Below are 13,493 nucleotides of genomic sequence, written 5' to 3'. Positions count from 1 at the left end.
TTAAGCGTAAAGCGGGTTAAGCTTGTTACTATCGATACCAAAGTCGTTGATAGCGTCTAGCAACACCTTTTTATCCAACTCACCTGATTTCACCAACTCGTGAAGCGTCGCAATGACAATAAATTTGGCATCTACTTCAAAGTGATGGCGCAAATTCGCGCGTGAGTCTGAGCGACCAAAACCATCGGTGCCCAATACTTTATATGCGCCAGGCACAAATGCACGAACCTGATCGGCATAGGCTTTAATGTAATCAGTTGCCGCTATCGTTGGGCCATCAAACCCGTCATTGAGTACTTCAGTCACAAACGCTTGCTTTTCTTTCGCGTCTGGGTTCAACATGTTATGACGTTCAACGTCTAACCCGTCGCGAGCCAATTCGTTAAACGAGGTTACGCTGTAAACTTCAGATGCCACGTTGTATTTATCTTGCAATATTGCTGCGGCTTCGCGTACCTGCAATAAGATCGTGCCCGAACCCAATAATTTTGCTTTCAGCTTGCTCTTGGCTTCACCCACCGTATCTAGTTTATAGATCCCTTTAATGATGCCTTCTTCTGCCCCTTTAGGCATTTCAGGTTGAACATAGTTTTCGTTCATCACGGTTAGGTAGTAGAACACGTTTTCTTGCTCTTCTCCCATGCGACGCATGCCATCTTGAACAATAACCGCCACTTCGTATCCGTATGTCGGATCGTAGGAAATACAGTTTGGAATTAAGCCTGCTTGCGTGTGGCTGTGTCCATCCTGATGTTGCAAACCTTCACCATTAAGCGTGGTACGTCCGGCCGTTCCCCCTACAAGGAACCCTCGCGCCTGACTGTCGCCCGCAGCCCATGCCATGTCGCCCACACGCTGGAAGCCAAACATCGAGTAATAAATGTAAACCGGGATCATTGGCAAATCGTTGGTGGAGTATGATGTACCCGCAGCCAACCACGATGCCATAGCACCTAATTCATTGATGCCTTCTTGCAATACCTGACCTTTTTTGTCTTCACGATAGTAAGCAACTTGATCGGCATCTTGTGGCACGTATTTTTGCCCCTGACTGGAGTAAATCCCTACTTGGCGGAACAATCCTTCCATACCAAAAGTACGGGCCTCATCGGGGATAATCGGAACAATTCGAGAACCGATTTGCTTGTCTTTCAACATCGCTGTCAGCACACGAACAAAGGCCATCGTTGTTGAAATTTCACGATCACCAGACCCTTTCGTCACTGCTTCAAACGCTTTCAATGGCGGTGCAGCTAGCTCTTCCGTGCTTTTCGCTAAACGAACCGGCATATAACCATGTAGCGCATCACGGCGTGCTTTAAGGTACTTCATTTCTGCACTGTCTTCGTCAAATTTGAAGTACGGCAGATCGGTTAGACTCTCGTCAGAGACAGGAATATTAAAACGGTCACGGTATTGCTTCACCGCTTCCATATCCATTTTCTTCACTTGGTGCGCGATATTTTTACCTTCACCAGCAGATCCCATGCCGTAACCTTTAACGGTTTTAGCCAGAATCACCTGAGGACGCCCTTTCGTTTCGCTAGCTCGTTTGTAAGCTGCGTAAACCTTAACCGGATCATGGCCGCCACGGTTTAGTCGCCAGATATCATCATCTGACATATTCGCAACCATTTCTTTCAGCTCAGGGTATTTTCCAAAGAAATTATCACGGGTATACGCGCCCCCCTTTGCTTTGTAATTTTGGTACTCGCCGTCTACGGTTTCGTTCATTACATCAAGTAGCTTACCGGATGTGTCACGTGCCAAAAGAGGATCCCAATAACGTCCCCAAATAACTTTAAACACTTCCCAACCAGCGCCACGGAACGTACCTTCCAATTCTTGAATAATTTTGCCGTTACCACGCACAGGACCATCTAAGCGCTGTAAATTGCAGTTAATTACAAACGTTAAGTTGTCTAAGCCTTCACGTGACGCAAGGCCAATAGCACCCAAGCTTTCCGGCTCATCTACCTCACCGTCACCCATAAAACACCACACGCGCTGTTCTGAGCAATCTTTAATGCCGCGATCGGTCAAGTACTTTAGGAAGCGTGCAAGGTAAATAGCCTGCATCGGACCCAAGCCCATAGATACGGTCGGAAATTGCCAGAAGTCAGGCATCAACTTCGGGTGAGGATAAGAAGACAAGCCTTTTCCGTCGACTTCTTGACGAAACGCGTCTAGCTGATCTTCTGTTAGGCGACCCTCAATAAATGCACGTGAGTAAATCCCCGGAGACACATGGCCTTGAATAAACAAGAAATCGCCGCCGTCTTTTTCATTCGGTGCGCGGAAGAAGTGGTTGAAGCCCACATCATAAAGCATGGCAGAAGATGCAAAGCTTGAAATATGCCCGCCCAATTCCAGATTCTTTTTAGAGGCACGAAGCACCATCATTAATGCATTCCAGCGGATCGCATTTCGAATTGTCGCCTCAATGGTTTGATCACCGGGCATCGTGGGTTCTTGCCCTGCCGGTATCGTGTTGATATACGCAGTTGTCGCATCATACGGAAGATGCGCTCCACTACGGCGTGCTTTTTCGATTAAACTTTCCAATAGAAAATGAGCACGATCAACGCCTTCCTCTTCCAATACGGCTTCGAGTGCGTCTAACCATTCTTGCGTTTCTTGTGGATCCACATCCGGATGCATCATATCTGTCATGGTGCTTTCCTTTCGTTAATTTACTTATTTTGAACGAATCGCTAAGTCGTTAAAGATAGTGCAAAAATGCAATTTTCTCGCTTAGCGCTGTTGTTATTCTTTATGCAGGACTACGCGTCCCGACACTTATCGTTTTACTTCAATCCGCCTAATTGCTCGCTGAATACGAGAATCTTGCCGATTGATGTTAAGCAGCGTTTCTTCAATAAACGCCAAATGTTCGTTACTGGCGCGGCGTGCTGCCTCAGGATCTCGCGCCAAAATGGCATCAACAATCCCCTTTCTCTGCTCAACAATTTCTTCTGTCGCACTGGCATTTATTGCCAGCATTTCTAAGTTGCAACGAATATTTTCCTGCAACATAGGTAATAAACTGCGCATAACATGGATCAGCACAACATTGTGTGATGCTTCTGCCATGGTCAGATAAAACTTGGCTAAGGCTTCTGCTTCAGCGTCTTTATTGTCGCTAACACTTGGCCATTCATCTAATGCAGCCTTTAGCGCCTGATAGTCAGAGTCCTGCCCTCGAAGGGCTGCATAATATGCAGCCATCCCTTCAAGCGCATGACGAAACTCTAATAAATCAAACTGGGTTTCAGGACGCTGAGATATGAGTTCAAGCAAAGGGTCTGTCACCAACGCTGTTAAACGGCGCTTGACGAACGTACCGCCACCTTGCTTACGATAGAGAAGGCCTTTTGCCTCCAATTTCTGGATTGCTTCACGAAGAGACGGACGAGACACTTCAAATTTATCTGCCAATTCTCTTTCAGGAGGAAGCTTTTGCCCCGCCAACAGACGGCCATCAATAATCATTGATTCAATTTCTTCAGCAATGACATCTGAGAGCTTTTTTGACTGAATGCGTTGCATACCCCGAAATTTATCCTCTATTTCTAATCAAATTTTGCGTCAAAACCAAATTGGTAAGACCAATTAACCTAATAGCTTAGACGAGAATATTGGCAGCGTAAAGCTTTACTAAAGAGTAATGAGACGAAATGGCGATAAATCAGGTGTTTTTTGTAGAAAAAAGCGGCGAAACGCGATTCCTAAGAGTCTGGTCAGACCAATTTAAGCATTACGTTGCGATGAAAAAATCAGCCTCGCTACGCTACGGAAATAGAAATGAAAGAACAGCATGGGCCGATTTAACATGCAGATAGCCAATTGCTTGGTGATTCATGGCTCACTGATTAAGCGAGCCATCCAGATAACGTCAATACAGAAATAACCGCCATCAAAAACATCACATTACGTTTAGCCAATTTAACCAATGTACAGGGTTCTTCTGTGCAGTCACTGTCGTGAGGTTCAATATCTTCTGACGCTTTAGACACCTTCGCCAGCAGCGTTTTAGCCTTAATACTCGGGTCTACCAGATACCCTAACCAAACCGGTAAAGCACGTGAGAAGTGCCCAACTAAAAGAAACCCTAGAGCCGTTATTCGAACAGGAACCCAATCGGCAACATGCTTCACCGTCGAACTGCTTCGCACATAATCACTGTGTATTGTTACAAGGTACTCATGCACTCCTCGTATGGTGGCATATAGCACAGCGCCTGCAGCGCCAAATGCAGCAAACCAAATCACTATCGCCGCATAATACTGATAATTAAGCCAAACAAGGTTCTCGCCAAAGGTAATCGCATCGTCGTGATGGCCCATTTCATCTTCGTACATACTGCACGCTTGCATGTCACCGCGATTGGCCGCCTGTAAGTAACATTTATAGGCCTCACGTAATGCAGGGCAGCCAATACATAGCATAAGAATCAATGTAGAAATGACAAAGGTTAAAAACCCTTGGCCTAAACTCACCATCAATCCATATGTGAGAATGGCGGGAACACACAAAATGAGCCACACGATCCAGCTTTGGGAATGTTCTGGTGGCGACGTTAAGCGTTTTTCAAATAATGAAACATAACGTTGAATATAGTGTTCTGCCTGCCAAGCCCGAGTTTTCGTAGTGACACGCTCAATACTGAGCACAAAAAGCAAACTAATTAGCGTCATGCTGATGTCCTGAATTCAACCTGTTCAATTCTTGATACCCATTACTCACAAAGCATTGTCCGGTATTTCTGCCAATTAAACGCAGGGCCTGGATCCGTCTTTCTAAAAGGAGCAATATCATTGTGACCGACAATACGTCCCAGCGTTATCCGCGGGTAATTAGCCTGAATAGCTAAGGTTACCTGTTGAAGCGCACGGTACTGTGCTTCTGTATATGGAACGGTGTCGGTGCCTTCCAATTCTATCCCAATTGAATAGTCGTTACACCGCTCTACCCCCTGAAAACTGGAAAGACCAGCATGCCAGGCCCGACGGTGCAAGGGAACGAATTGAATCACTTCCCCCTCTCGACTGATCATTAAATGACTCGATACCCGCATTTGGTGTATTTCTTCAAAGAAAGGGTGGGCTTTGGGATTAAGTTGCCCAGTAAAAAACTGTTCAATATAGCCGCCTCCAAATTGTCCTGGCGGCAACGAAATATTGTGAATAACCAGCAGTGATACATCACTTGCAGCAGGCCGTTCATCGTGATGGTCGCTAAATACAACGCGACTTGGGTTGATTATCCCATCTTTAATCTTCATATCTGCCTATTATGGTAGTAATTTACACGTGATTAAGCCTAGTAATATGCAACAAGATAATACGCCAGACGCCTCTACACAAGGGATGGGAAAGGGAATGATCATCCTTGCCTGGCTCAGCGCAATGGGACTCTTAGTATTGTTTTTCAACGACTATTTTGAAAAACAAATGAATCCCAACCAACAACCAGACTCCGTTACAAAAGGTCAAGTAACCGAAGTGTCTTTGAAACAAAACCGCCAAGGACACTATGTAACAACGGGCACATTGAACGGTCACAAGGTTGTCTTTTTACTCGATACTGGCGCAACCACCGTTTCGATCCCCGCCCATTTGCAAGCAAAACTCGGCTTAGCAGCAGGATACAAAAGCCGTGCCTCAACCGCCAATGGGTTTGTAACCGTAGCGAGCACGAGTGCCGACTCCATCACCATTGGTGACATCGCTCTATACAACGTGTCAGCTAACTTGAACCCAGGTATGCAAGGAGACGAAATTTTATTAGGTATGAGCGCCCTTAAACAATTAGAATTCACCCAACGAGGAGAATGGCTGATACTCCGCCAATATTAAAAAAGTGACCATGATTTCAATAATTCAAAAAAATGTTAAAGACGCACTCTATGAAGATTTAAATGGTTTGTCTCCTAGTGAAGGTGACATTACCGCCAATCTGATCCCAGGAGATCACCAAGCGAAAGCGACAATTCTAACGCGTGAAGCCTGCATTTTGGCCGGCTGTGACTGGGCAACTGAAGCCTTTAAACAAGTAGACGGTGAAATCCAAATAAAATGGACGGCAAAAGATGGCGACGAACTTTCGCCCGGACAAGTATTTTGCGAGTTAGCAGGAAGTGCGAAGTCTATACTTACCGCCGAGCGCACTGCTCTAAACTTTTTGCAGTCATTGTCTGCTACTGCAACCGTCACACACGATTATGTGTCGGTGCTTAAAGGGAGCAACCTAAAGCTGCTGGATACACGTAAAACGTTACCTGGCTTGAGGCTGGCACAAAAATATGCCGTTACCTGTGGTGGCGGAAGCAATCACCGTATAGGATTGTTCGACGCGTATCTTATTAAAGAAAATCACATCATGGCGTGTGGTTCGATCGCAAATGCAGTCAGCAAAGCCAGAAGCACTCATGCCGATAAACAAGTAGAGGTGGAAGTAGAATCAATTGATGAGCTTAAGCAAGCTATTGCTGCTGGTGCGGATATTGTTATGTTAGATAACTTTACTAACGATCAGTTACGTGAAGCCGTGGCTGTAAACGAAGGAAAAACTAGACTTGAAGTCTCAGGCAATATCACCAAAGATAGGCTCACTGAATTGAGAGACATTGGTGTGGACTACGTATCTTCTGGTGCGTTGACCAAACATATTCAAGCGATTGATTTGTCTTTACGTATTGTAAGCAATTAGCATCTTTTTGTTTGGATATCAGTGCCGTAAGGATCACGGCACTTAAATTCAAGGATTGAGTACACTTTTACTTTCCGCTCTGTTTTCATCGGTCAGACTCAGGTATGTTCCTGCATACTTGTGACTCTGCTAAGTCGCTCTATACTGAATTTACATCAAGGCAACGTGTCTGCCGAAATTAGCCGTTTGGCAATTTCGGTGACAACGACCTCAATTTGGTCAGTGATTAATTTAGTAAAACAAAAGTCGTTCTACTTGAACGCTTGGAGATGACAACTATGAAGACAACTATGAACACCCGCAACAAAGGTTTCACGCTTATCGAATTGATGATCGTGGTAGCGATTATTGGTATTTTGGCTGCAATTGCCTTACCCGCATATCAGGGCTACACAGAAAAAGCGCGTTTCACTGAAGTAACCAACTCAACAGCTGCCGCTAAAACCGCCGTCGAAGTATGTGCTCAGGTAAATGGCGGTGTTGGACCATGTGACGAAAGCACAAACGGTATTCCTGCTCCGGTTGCAGCTGCCGCTGGTGTTGTCGGTCTATCAATCACCGATGGTGTGATTACCGCAACAGCACCGACAGACGCAACGGGTACAATGGCAAACGCCACCTATGTACTAACACCGGCATTTGCAAACGGCGCGGTGTCTTGGACTGCGGTATGTACACCTGCAACCCTGTGCTAATCTGATTTTACCAAGTATGGCCCGACTTTGTTCGGGCTTTTTTGTCTCTGAGGAGTAGAACGAATGGCGACAAAAACCCCAGATATATTTGTCTGGCAAGGTGCAGATCGCAAGGGCAACAGCATTAAAGGTGAGATCAGCGCAAATTCGCTATCTGAGGCAAAAAATTTACTGCGTCGCCAGGGTATTTCTGCGACAAAAATCAAAAAGTACAGCAAGCCACTCTTTGGCGGTGGACAAAAAAAAGTTACTGCGGCCGATATATGCGTTATCTCACGCCAAATAGCCACTATGCTGGGAGCAGGTGTCTCATTGCTCCAAACCTTAGAAATGATTGCACAAGGTCATAGCAATCCCACTGCACGTAAAATGCTTGGAGACATTGCCAGCGAAGTCAAAGCGGGTAACCCACTCTCTTCAGCACTAAGAAAACACCCTGATCATTTTGACGATTTATATTGCGATTTGGTAGAAACCGGCGAGCAATCTGGTGCACTTGAAACTATTTATGATCGTATTGCTACCTACAAAGAAAAAGCAGAGGCGCTTAAATCAAAAATTAAAAAAGCCATGTTTTATCCTATTGCGGTTCTGGTAGTTGCATTTATCGTAACAACGATTTTATTGGTTTTTGTTGTTCCACAGTTTGAGGAAATATTCAGCGGTTTTGGTGCAGAATTACCTGCGTTTACTTTGTTCGTATTAGCCATATCCCGATTCGTACAGGATTACGGCATCTTTATTGCCGCAGCGTTATTCGCTGGCGGTTTTCTATTTAAACGCGCCCATAAAAAATCAAAAGCGCTACGTGATAAAGTCGATGCGCAAATTCTGAAAATTCCCGTAATTGGTGAAATCTTGAAAAAAGCGGCAGTTGCTCGCTTTACTCGCACATTATCGACTACGTTTGCAGCTGGCGTTCCCCTAATTGGCGCATTAGACTCAGCCGCTGGGGCATCAGGCAACGCCGTATTCAGAGACGCCATACTGTTCATAAAAAAAGAAGTCGCCGGTGGTTTACAAATGAATGCCGCAATGCGGGCCACCAATGTATTTCCAGATATGGTCACGCAAATGATTGCCATCGGAGAAGAATCAGGGGCTGTAGACGAAATGCTTAGTAAAATCGCGACTATCTATGAAGCAGAAGTCGATGACATGGTAGATGGCCTCACCGCCTTGCTTGAGCCGATGATTATGGCAGTGTTAGGTGTCGTAATTGGTGGCCTGATTGTCGCTATGTACCTTCCCATATTCCAAATGGGTAATGTGGTGTAATGAACCTTTGTCAAATCGACGCAAGCCATTTTTCGATTTATTTGCACGGGTATTTCTGGCACCCTTGTCAGCCTTTTTATAGCACGTTAAAAACAACAAATAAGCGGCAGCATTAGCATGAATGAAGTACTGATTCTGATGGAATCATCCCCCGTATTCTTCCTGGGTATTGTTTTTGTTACCAGCCTGATGGTTGGCAGCTTTCTCAATGTCGTAATTTATCGACTTCCCATTATGATGGAACGTGAATGGAAAGAGGCCTATCAAGCACATTTTCATCCCGACACAGACGCTGATTCATCTCCCCCATTCAATCTTGTTAAACCTGACTCAACCTGCCCAGCTTGTGGTCATAAAATACGTGTCTGGGAAAACATTCCTGTATTAAGTTGGCTAATACTACGCGGCAAGTGCAGCCAATGCCACGCGCCTATTTCCGTTCGTTATCCGGCAGTCGAATTATTGACTGCCGTTATATCAACCATTACAGCGTCTCATTTTGGGTTTAGTACCGAAGCGTTTTTCGCCGTGCTATTTACATGGAGTTTAGTCGCATTAATCTTTATCGATACTGATAAAATGCTATTGCCTGACCAAATCACCTTGCCGCTAATTTGGGTTGGCTTGCTACTGAGCTTGCACCACGTGTACGTGTCACCGAACGATGCTATTTGGGGTGCGGTTGCCGGTTATTTATCGCTTTGGAGTGTGTACTGGCTATTCAAAATAGTAACCGGTAAGGAAGGGATGGGGTTTGGTGATTTCAAATTACTGGCCGCCATTGGTGCATGGGTAGGTTGGCAGCACTTGCCGACAGTTATTTTGATGTCTTCTGCTGTGGGTGCTGTCATTGGCATCGCTATGCTTAAGTTCCAGAAAAAAGATCAAAGCCAACCGATCCCTTTCGGGCCGTATTTAGCCATCGCAGGATGGATAACGCTGTTATATGGTGAAACGCTCGCAAATGCATATTGGCAATGGGTATTAGCATGAGTAATCTAGTCATAGGGTTAACAGGCGGCATCGGTAGTGGAAAAACCTTTGTTTCTGACACCTTTGCCAAGAAAGGAATCGTAATCATTGATGCCGATGTCATTGCCCGTGAAGTCGTAGATATCGGTACACCCGCTTTACACGCTATCGTAGAAAAATTTGGGCCTGATATTTTGCAAGACAATGGCTCTCTCAATCGCTCTGCGCTTAGACAGATCGTCTTTTCAGATAGCGCATATAAACGCTGGCTAGATACCCTTCTGCACCCAGTAATTCGTCAGGAAATGGTCAAACAAGCCAGAGAGGCGAATTCAACATACAGTATTTTGTCGATTCCTTTGCTGGTAGAAAACAATTTATTTGAACTGGTCGATCATGTGTTGGTTGTAGATGTGAGCGAAAACACTCAGCGTCTAAGAGCAGGCAGTCGCGATGGACAAAGCGCACATCAAATTCAACAAATTATGAATAATCAGGCATCCCGTGAAGAGCGATTGCATCATGCCGATGACGTCATAATCAACGACGGCGAGAAGGCCGATACCGAGAAACGTGTCGAAGAATTACACCAAAAGTACCTTTCTTTAGCAAAAAACCGAGCAAAGGCTTGAAATTCTGATACTTTTACGTTTTAGTTCAGTTATCTTTCATAAGGAAGCTGAATGTCAAACGCCGTTTACGAATTTCCTCTCAACGAGAAGGTGCGAACTTATCTGCGCCTAGAGCAACTGTTTATACAAACTGAACAGGGCAATCACGCGTCTGCCGATTGGCAGTACATTCAGTTTTTTAATGCTCTTTTTACGTTACTCGATCTTATTGAGCGACTTGATATTCGCAATGATGTACTCAAAGATATTGACGTCCATGAAAAGAATCTGGTGCATTGGTCACAACACCCTCAGATAGATAGCGATGCACTGCAAGCCGCCCTGCAAAAAATTTTACGATTAAGGGACGAATTAAAGCACGCGAAGAAAATAGGCCAAACCCTCAAAGAGGAACGTTTTTTATCGTCTATTAGGCAGCGGTTTGCTATTCCGGGTGGGGCGTGTAGCTTTGACCTACCAAATTTGCACTACTGGTTAAAACAACCCACAGAAGCCAAACAGGAAGATATCCAAGCGTGGTTAAGCGAGTTAGGCCTGATTCGAGATGCAATAGATATTACGCTGTCATTCCTTCGTGAACGAGGTCGTTTTTCGCCATCAGTTGCAGAAAATGGTTTTTATCAAGGCGTTGCAGATGACAAGAATGAGTTAATACGTGTATTTGTGTCCACTAACCAAGGGTTTTACCCTGTATTAAGTGGCAACAAATACCGTTATGCTATTCGGTTTATGTTTTTTGTTCCAACCGAACACGGTCAAACGTCAGTCGATTCTGCCGTCGAATTTCAAATCGCAAACTGTTAAGATAGCATTCTCTATTGTAACTAGAAAACACCTTATGAAAGTCTCCTGCCCTACCTGCCAAAACGATGTTGAGTGGACATCAAACAGTGAGTTTCGACCGTTTTGCTCAAAACGGTGTCAGCTTATCGATCTTGGAGAATGGGCTGCCGAGGAGAAAAAGATCAGTGCATCCTCTCCCGTTGATGCAGAGACAGAACAAGCCACTATCGACCCAGAAGATATTGAAGCATTGTTAATAAAGCTAGAACAACAACACTAATCACGTTATCAATTGCTTAGACGGCGAAAAACGCGTCAGCTAATGAGCGTGTAGTTTTATTTCTTCACAACTTTCCTGAGCTCGTTGAACTTGCTTTTTGTTAAAACGTGACTACGCTTTATTTTACTGAAAATGTTAGCCTCGCCCCACCCTGTCGCTAATTATTCACACACGTCTACGCACCGTTATAAATGTGCGCTGCATGAATAAGAAGTGACATTTTGGATATTTTTCAACGCTTAATGTCTTCAATTAGATACAGTTCACTTTTTTCTAAACTTACGTTTTTCCGTACTTCTACTCTAAACAAGCATCAACGATTTATTTCCCTGTTTACGATTGAGGTTAGAATAAACTATTTAGCAGTCGCTAGTTGATAACAGTAATTTTCAAGAAAAATAGTAAAATTCATAAAAACTTCATGTAAGTGACATAAAGAATCCATGACATCTTAAAATGAGTGAATACAGGTGAAATACATAGGTAAATAAAACAACCTAAATAAAAATTAATATTTTTAATTTAATGCAAAAATACGCCACAACCCCTTGCACCATTGGCGTGCAGAGCAGCACCACGATAGTGAGCTATCATAATCACTTCAATCCCCCTCTTGACTTAGTACACATTTCAGTCACAAATAGTACACCAAACGTTCACCTCTACCGTTTATTTTTAGTTTGTTATTCACAAACTTACCCATCGAATTAAATTTTTAAGCAGTATTTTAATGAAGTGGCACGAATTTAGTATTAGTTAAATACCTAGTGCTTAGTTGCTAATTATTTTTCAATTACCTTACAGGGAGAAAGCAGATGCGTATAAGTATTTTCGGAATGGGTTACGTGGGAGCAGTCTGTGCAGCCTGTTTAGCAAAAAGAGGCAATACGATTATTGGCGTTGATGTTTCTGATGATAAAGTTGAAATGATCAATAATGGAAAATCCCCCATCGTTGAAACGGGTTTAGGTGATTTATTATCAGAGGGCGTGCGCGAAGGACGCATCAGTGCAACAACCAATGCAAAAGAAGCCATAGCAAATTCCGACATTTCATTTATTTGCGTCGGAACGCCAAGCATGAAAAATGGCGGTTTAAAACTAGATTTTATCCAAACTGTGTGCCGAGAAATTGCTGAAGCAATTGCGGAAAAAGACGAATATCACACAATCGTAGTTCGTAGCACTGTTCTTCCGGGCACAGTAAATGAATTTATTCGCCCCATCATTGAAGACTATTCTGGTAAGAAGTTGGGACAAGGCTTTGGCTTAGCCGTTAACCCAGAATTTCTGCGCGAAAGCACTGCAATTAAAGACTACAACCAGCCTCCAATGACAGTGATTGGTGCTGAAGATGACATCTCCATTGAGTTACTTACTCAACTTTATTCTGATCTAGATGCACCACTTATCGTTAAGCCTATCGAAGTGGCAGAAATGGTGAAATATTCCTGCAACGTATGGCATGCAACCAAAGTCGCTTTTGCTAACGAAATTGGCGCCATAGCTAAAGCTGCGGGCGTTGATGGCCGCGATGTAATGGATATCGTCTGCGAAGATAAATCATTAAACATTTCAAAATACTACATGAAGCCCGGCTTTGCATTCGGAGGCTCGTGTCTACCTAAAGATGTTAGAGCGCTCACCTATAAAGCCAACCAAATGGATGTGTCTGTGCCATTGCTAGATTCCATCATGAACAGCAATGAAACCCATGTGAAAAAAGCCTACGACATCGTTACGTCATTCCAATCACGCAAGATTGGTTTATTGGGATTGAGCTTCAAAGCTGGCACCGACGATCTTCGTGAAAGCCCCCTTGTGGAACTAGCAGAGATGCTTATCGGCAAAGGGTTTGATCTAAAAATCTTTGATGAAAACGTCAAATATGCCAGTGTTCACGGTGCAAACAAAGAGTACATCAACGCCAAAATTCCACATGTGTCAAACCTACTCAACGATGAATTAGAAGATGTAGTCGATCACGCTGACATCATCATCATTGGTAATCCCGACCAGAAGTTCAAGTCGATAATTCCGTTAAATACAAGCTATGCAGGCAACAAGCGTATAGTTGATTTAGTTGGATTTATGGAGAGTGCTTCCACAGAAAGCCAACACGGAATCTGCTGGTAAAATACAC

At 44.1% G+C, this 13,493-nt stretch carries 13 protein-coding genes; 9 read left to right on the top strand and 4 right to left on the bottom strand.

What is annotated here, in order from left to right; all coding sequences use genetic code 11:
• The 4 genes from aceE to ampD form a co-directional block, all read right to left on the bottom strand.
• Complete coding sequence (aceE, locus tag OE749_RS09475) at positions 1-2,673, bottom strand: pyruvate dehydrogenase (acetyl-transferring), homodimeric type (RefSeq protein WP_263712205.1); 2,673 nt, start codon at positions 2,671-2,673, stop codon at positions 1-3.
• Between the two features lie 126 nt (positions 2,674-2,799).
• Positions 2,800-3,549: a pyruvate dehydrogenase complex transcriptional repressor PdhR gene (gene pdhR / locus OE749_RS09470; RefSeq protein WP_263712204.1), complete on the bottom strand. Its 750-nt coding sequence runs from the start codon at positions 3,547-3,549 to the stop codon at positions 2,800-2,802.
• 323 nt (positions 3,550-3,872) lie between these two features.
• The gene (ampE, locus tag OE749_RS09465; RefSeq protein ID WP_263712203.1) at positions 3,873-4,697 is read right to left on the bottom strand and encodes a beta-lactamase regulator AmpE; all 825 of its coding nucleotides are present in this window, start codon (positions 4,695-4,697) and stop codon (positions 3,873-3,875) included.
• Between the two features lie 41 nt (positions 4,698-4,738).
• The gene (ampD, locus tag OE749_RS09460; RefSeq protein WP_263712202.1) at positions 4,739-5,284 is read right to left on the bottom strand and encodes a 1,6-anhydro-N-acetylmuramyl-L-alanine amidase AmpD; all 546 of its coding nucleotides are present in this window, start codon (positions 5,282-5,284) and stop codon (positions 4,739-4,741) included.
• Positions 5,285-5,330: 46 nt separating this feature from the next.
• Here ampD and OE749_RS09455 point away from each other — a divergent pair, with 46 nt between their 5' ends.
• From OE749_RS09455 to OE749_RS09415, 9 genes are all read left to right on the top strand, one after another.
• Entirely contained in the window at positions 5,331-5,858 is a 528-nt protein-coding gene (locus OE749_RS09455; protein ID WP_263712338.1) for a retropepsin-like aspartic protease family protein, read from the top strand.
• Positions 5,859-5,868: 10 nt separating this feature from the next.
• A complete protein-coding gene (gene nadC, locus OE749_RS09450) occupies positions 5,869-6,711 on the top strand; it encodes a carboxylating nicotinate-nucleotide diphosphorylase (RefSeq protein ID WP_263712201.1) in 843 nt (280 codons plus the stop codon).
• A gap of 278 nt (positions 6,712-6,989) precedes the next feature.
• A complete protein-coding gene (locus OE749_RS09445; RefSeq protein ID WP_318527871.1) occupies positions 6,990-7,406 on the top strand; it encodes a pilin in 417 nt (138 codons plus the stop codon).
• A 63-nt stretch (positions 7,407-7,469) separates the two neighbouring features.
• Positions 7,470-8,684, top strand: a complete 1,215-nt coding sequence (locus tag OE749_RS09440) for a type II secretion system F family protein (RefSeq protein ID WP_263712200.1) — start codon at positions 7,470-7,472, stop codon at positions 8,682-8,684.
• 117 nt (positions 8,685-8,801) lie between these two features.
• The gene (locus OE749_RS09435) at positions 8,802-9,677 is read left to right on the top strand and encodes a prepilin peptidase (RefSeq protein ID WP_263712199.1); all 876 of its coding nucleotides are present in this window, start codon (positions 8,802-8,804) and stop codon (positions 9,675-9,677) included.
• Positions 9,674-10,288, top strand: a complete 615-nt coding sequence (coaE, locus tag OE749_RS09430; protein ID WP_263712198.1) for a dephospho-CoA kinase — start codon at positions 9,674-9,676, stop codon at positions 10,286-10,288. Before OE749_RS09435 ends, coaE begins: the two co-directional genes overlap by 4 nt.
• 51 nt (positions 10,289-10,339) lie before the next feature.
• Entirely contained in the window at positions 10,340-11,092 is a 753-nt protein-coding gene (gene zapD, locus OE749_RS09425; RefSeq protein WP_263712197.1) for a cell division protein ZapD, read from the top strand.
• A 34-nt stretch (positions 11,093-11,126) separates the two neighbouring features.
• Complete coding sequence (gene yacG / locus OE749_RS09420) at positions 11,127-11,351, top strand: DNA gyrase inhibitor YacG (protein WP_263712196.1); 225 nt, start codon at positions 11,127-11,129, stop codon at positions 11,349-11,351.
• An 815-nt stretch (positions 11,352-12,166) separates the two neighbouring features.
• Positions 12,167-13,486, top strand: coding sequence for a nucleotide sugar dehydrogenase (locus OE749_RS09415; protein WP_263712195.1), 1,320 nt, complete (start codon positions 12,167-12,169; stop codon positions 13,484-13,486).
• Positions 13,487-13,493: the final 7 nt, after the last annotated feature.

It is taken from the genome of Fluctibacter corallii, from assembly GCF_025751585.1.
GTDB classification, from domain to species: domain Bacteria; phylum Pseudomonadota; class Gammaproteobacteria; order Enterobacterales; family Alteromonadaceae; genus Fluctibacter_A; species Fluctibacter_A corallii.
This window is presented reverse-complemented; position numbering and strand designations above follow the sequence as displayed.

Excerpts from the sequence above, each read along its gene's own strand:
- aceE (WP_263712205.1), bottom strand. The coding sequence starts at position 2,673 with ATGACAGATATGATGCATCCGGATGTGGATCCACAAGAAACGCAAGAA.
- pdhR (WP_263712204.1), bottom strand. The coding sequence starts at position 3,549 with ATGCAACGCATTCAGTCAAAAAAGCTCTCAGATGTCATTGCTGAAGAA.
- ampE (WP_263712203.1), bottom strand. The coding sequence starts at position 4,697 with ATGACGCTAATTAGTTTGCTTTTTGTGCTCAGTATTGAGCGTGTCACT.
- ampD (WP_263712202.1), bottom strand. The coding sequence starts at position 5,284 with ATGAAGATTAAAGATGGGATAATCAACCCAAGTCGCGTTGTATTTAGC.
- OE749_RS09455 (WP_263712338.1), top strand. The coding sequence starts at position 5,331 with ATGCAACAAGATAATACGCCAGACGCCTCTACACAAGGGATGGGAAAG.
- nadC (WP_263712201.1), top strand. The coding sequence starts at position 5,869 with ATGATTTCAATAATTCAAAAAAATGTTAAAGACGCACTCTATGAAGAT.
- OE749_RS09445 (WP_318527871.1), top strand. The coding sequence starts at position 6,990 with ATGAAGACAACTATGAACACCCGCAACAAAGGTTTCACGCTTATCGAA.
- OE749_RS09440 (WP_263712200.1), top strand. The coding sequence starts at position 7,470 with ATGGCGACAAAAACCCCAGATATATTTGTCTGGCAAGGTGCAGATCGC.
- OE749_RS09435 (WP_263712199.1), top strand. The coding sequence starts at position 8,802 with ATGAATGAAGTACTGATTCTGATGGAATCATCCCCCGTATTCTTCCTG.
- coaE (WP_263712198.1), top strand. The coding sequence starts at position 9,674 with ATGAGTAATCTAGTCATAGGGTTAACAGGCGGCATCGGTAGTGGAAAA.
- zapD (WP_263712197.1), top strand. The coding sequence starts at position 10,340 with ATGTCAAACGCCGTTTACGAATTTCCTCTCAACGAGAAGGTGCGAACT.
- yacG (WP_263712196.1), top strand. The coding sequence starts at position 11,127 with ATGAAAGTCTCCTGCCCTACCTGCCAAAACGATGTTGAGTGGACATCA.
- OE749_RS09415 (WP_263712195.1), top strand. The coding sequence starts at position 12,167 with ATGCGTATAAGTATTTTCGGAATGGGTTACGTGGGAGCAGTCTGTGCA.